Raw genomic sequence first — 2,477 nt, 5'->3', positions numbered from 1 at the left:
CCCGGCCTGGCTCGGGCTGGCGGGCAGGGCCGGGGTGACGGCGGCGACCGCAGAGTCCCCCGACGCCGACACATGGGCCACCGCCGTGGATGGGGCGTAGGCGGCCGGGGCGGCGTCCGAGGCGGAGCGCAGGTCTTCCTCGCTGGTTTTGTCCAGGACGGGGGTGACCCGATCCCGCTCGCCGGTCTCGACGGCGGCCAGGACCACCTGCCCCGGCTTCACATACTTCCCGGCCAGGGTGGGCTCCATCTGCTCGAACTCCATGCCCACCACGGCCCACTTGTCCTTGTCGTTTTTCTGCCAGTACAGACGCTTGACGCCCTGGGAGATCAGCGACGGGGACCGGTAGAACTGGATGAAATAGGTGACCCAGTAGTCCGGGCCCGCCACGGCGCGTACGTCCTCCACGGCCACCAGGATCCAGGGCAGCTTTTTGAAAAGCCCCTCTTTCTGGTTGCGGAAGGCGGAAAACGGCTGCCCCTGGGAAATGGCGAACTTCTGGGGATCGTGCCATTCGAAAAAGGCCTCGGATTTGGATTCCCAGGCCTTGGCCCAGGCATGGGTGGCGGCCACCACCTCGTCCGCCTCGCGGGCGATGGTCTCGGGGGACTTGTCGAGACTGACGCGATTGCCGATGATCACGGGCATGCGCAGTTCCAGCTTGGTGTCCAGGCCCCGGATGTCAGGGGTGTTGAGGGCCACGCAGCCCTTGGTCTCGTAGGGGGTGATGGTGTTGCCCCGGCCGTGTATCCAGATGCCGTGGCCGGTCTTGCCCTTGATGATGTCCACGGGATTGGGGAAATTCAGCGGAAAGGCCAAGTCGCCGTACTGCTCCCAGTCAAGCCCCCCGTCCAGGCGCGAGGTGATGAAATAGACGCCCTCGGGGGTGCGCAGATCGCCTTCCTTGAGCTTATCGCCAAGGAGCAGCCCGGTGGTGCAGGGGATTTTCTCCACCACATGCAGGGGGCTTTTGCGCTCAAGCAGAAAAAACATCTGGGAATTTTTATCGATGGCCACAAACCGTTGCGGGCCCTTGTCGGAATCGGTCAGGGGGGCCTGCCACCCCTCGCACCGTCCCGTCGACGGGAAAAGGCTGAGCGCGAGAACTATGGCTACAAGCGCTGTGCGCATTATCCAGCCTCGTGCGACGCGCTTCCAGCCGCCAGAAGATCACGTCGGGTGAAGATGGCCCGCAATCCGAATCCCCGCGCGGCAAGGGTGTCCACGCCGCCTTCCTCACGGTCCAGCACGCAATGGACGCCCGCCACCACCAGACCCGCGTCCGTCACCCGGTCGATGACCTTGATCAACGTGCCGCCGGTGGTCACCACGTCTTCCAAAAGGACCACCCGATCACCGGGCGCAAAATTGGCCATGCCCTCAAGGTACTGGTTCGTGCCGTGCCCCTTGGGGCTTTTGCGCACGATGAACCCCGGCAGCGGCCGTCCCCGAACCTGGGACACCACCGACACCGCCGTCACCAGGGGATCGGCCCCAAGCGTCATGCCGCCAACCCCGGCAATGTTCTCGGGCAGCATGTCCAGGAACAAATTCCCCAGCAGATACGCGCCCTCGGGATGCAGGGCCGTCTGTTTGCAGTCGAAATAATAATCGCTTTTCTTGCCCGAGGTGAGAACCACCTCGCCCTCGATGTAGGATTTCTCCAGGAGCAATTGCGCCAGTCTAGCTTTCATGGTCATGCCCGGATGTCCCTCGTGAAACGGCCCGCAAAGCATATCCTTGCCCCATTCTCCGCTTCACCATTATAAAAGTCCCTTGCGTTTGAAAAGCTCTTTCCTCAACAATTCCTGGCTGGATGCTCCTGTTTCTCCGGGTTGCCGTCCGGACGGCGCTGGGGCTGCCGCCCAACTCCCTGCCGGGTGGGGGGGACAACGTCCCCCGGCCCATGAGGTTTCAGTAGTCCGGCCCGGGCAAAATCGCCGGAAAGGCAGGCCGGATCAGGCGAAAACCCGGGAGAACACCATGTCCTCATGGCGCAGGTAATAGGCCGGGTTGAAGAGGTCCGAAAGGTCGGCATGGTCGAGAAGGGTCGCGATTTCAACGTCCTCCCGCACGGCGTCGGGGAACTGGGTCTTTTCGTTCCAGCAGCGCATGGCGATGCGTTGCACGAGTTCATAGGCCTTCTGGCGATCCATGCCCTTCTCGATGAGGGCCAACAGCACGCGCTGGGAATAAAACAGCCCGAAGGAGGCCTCCATGTTGCGCCGCATGTTGTCGGCCTTGACCACAAGCCGCGTGAGGATGCCTGTCAGCCGGGACAGCATGTAGTCCACGAGGATGGTGGAGTCGGGCATGATGACCCGTTCCACCGAGGAATGGGAAATGTCGCGCTCGTGCCACAGGGCCATGTCTTCCATGGCCGCCAGGGAATTGGAGCGCACCAGCCGGGAAAGGCCGGTCAGGTTCTCGGCGGAGATGGGATTTTTTTTATGCGGCATGGCCGAGGAACCCTTCTG

3 protein-coding genes are annotated in these 2,477 nt (G+C 62.9%); all 3 read right to left on the bottom strand.

All coding sequences use genetic code 11. From position 1 onward, the window contains the following. Positions 1-1,131: L,D-transpeptidase family protein (locus V3572_RS13995; protein WP_332111631.1), on the bottom strand; the 1,131-nt coding region annotated here is incomplete at its 3' end. Further along, a complete protein-coding gene (pyrE, locus tag V3572_RS13990; protein ID WP_332111632.1) occupies positions 1,131-1,694 on the bottom strand; it encodes an orotate phosphoribosyltransferase in 564 nt (187 codons plus the stop codon). The genes pyrE and V3572_RS13995, both read right to left, overlap by 1 nt. Positions 1,695-1,958: 264 nt before the next feature. Next, positions 1,959-2,477, bottom strand: a 519-nt coding sequence (locus V3572_RS13985; protein WP_332111630.1) for a lyase family protein, incomplete at its 5' end; no start/stop codon positions are given.

It is taken from the genome of Desulfolutivibrio sp. (assembly GCF_036584575.1).
Taxonomy (GTDB): domain Bacteria; phylum Desulfobacterota; class Desulfovibrionia; order Desulfovibrionales; family Desulfovibrionaceae; genus Desulfolutivibrio.
Note: the sequence above shows the minus strand (reverse complement) of the source record. Positions and strands in the feature narration are given on the sequence as shown.

Coding starts and splice junctions, on each gene's coding strand:
- pyrE (WP_332111632.1), bottom strand. CDS start 1,694: ATGAAAGCTAGACTGGCGCAATTGCTCCTGGAGAAATCCTACATCGAG.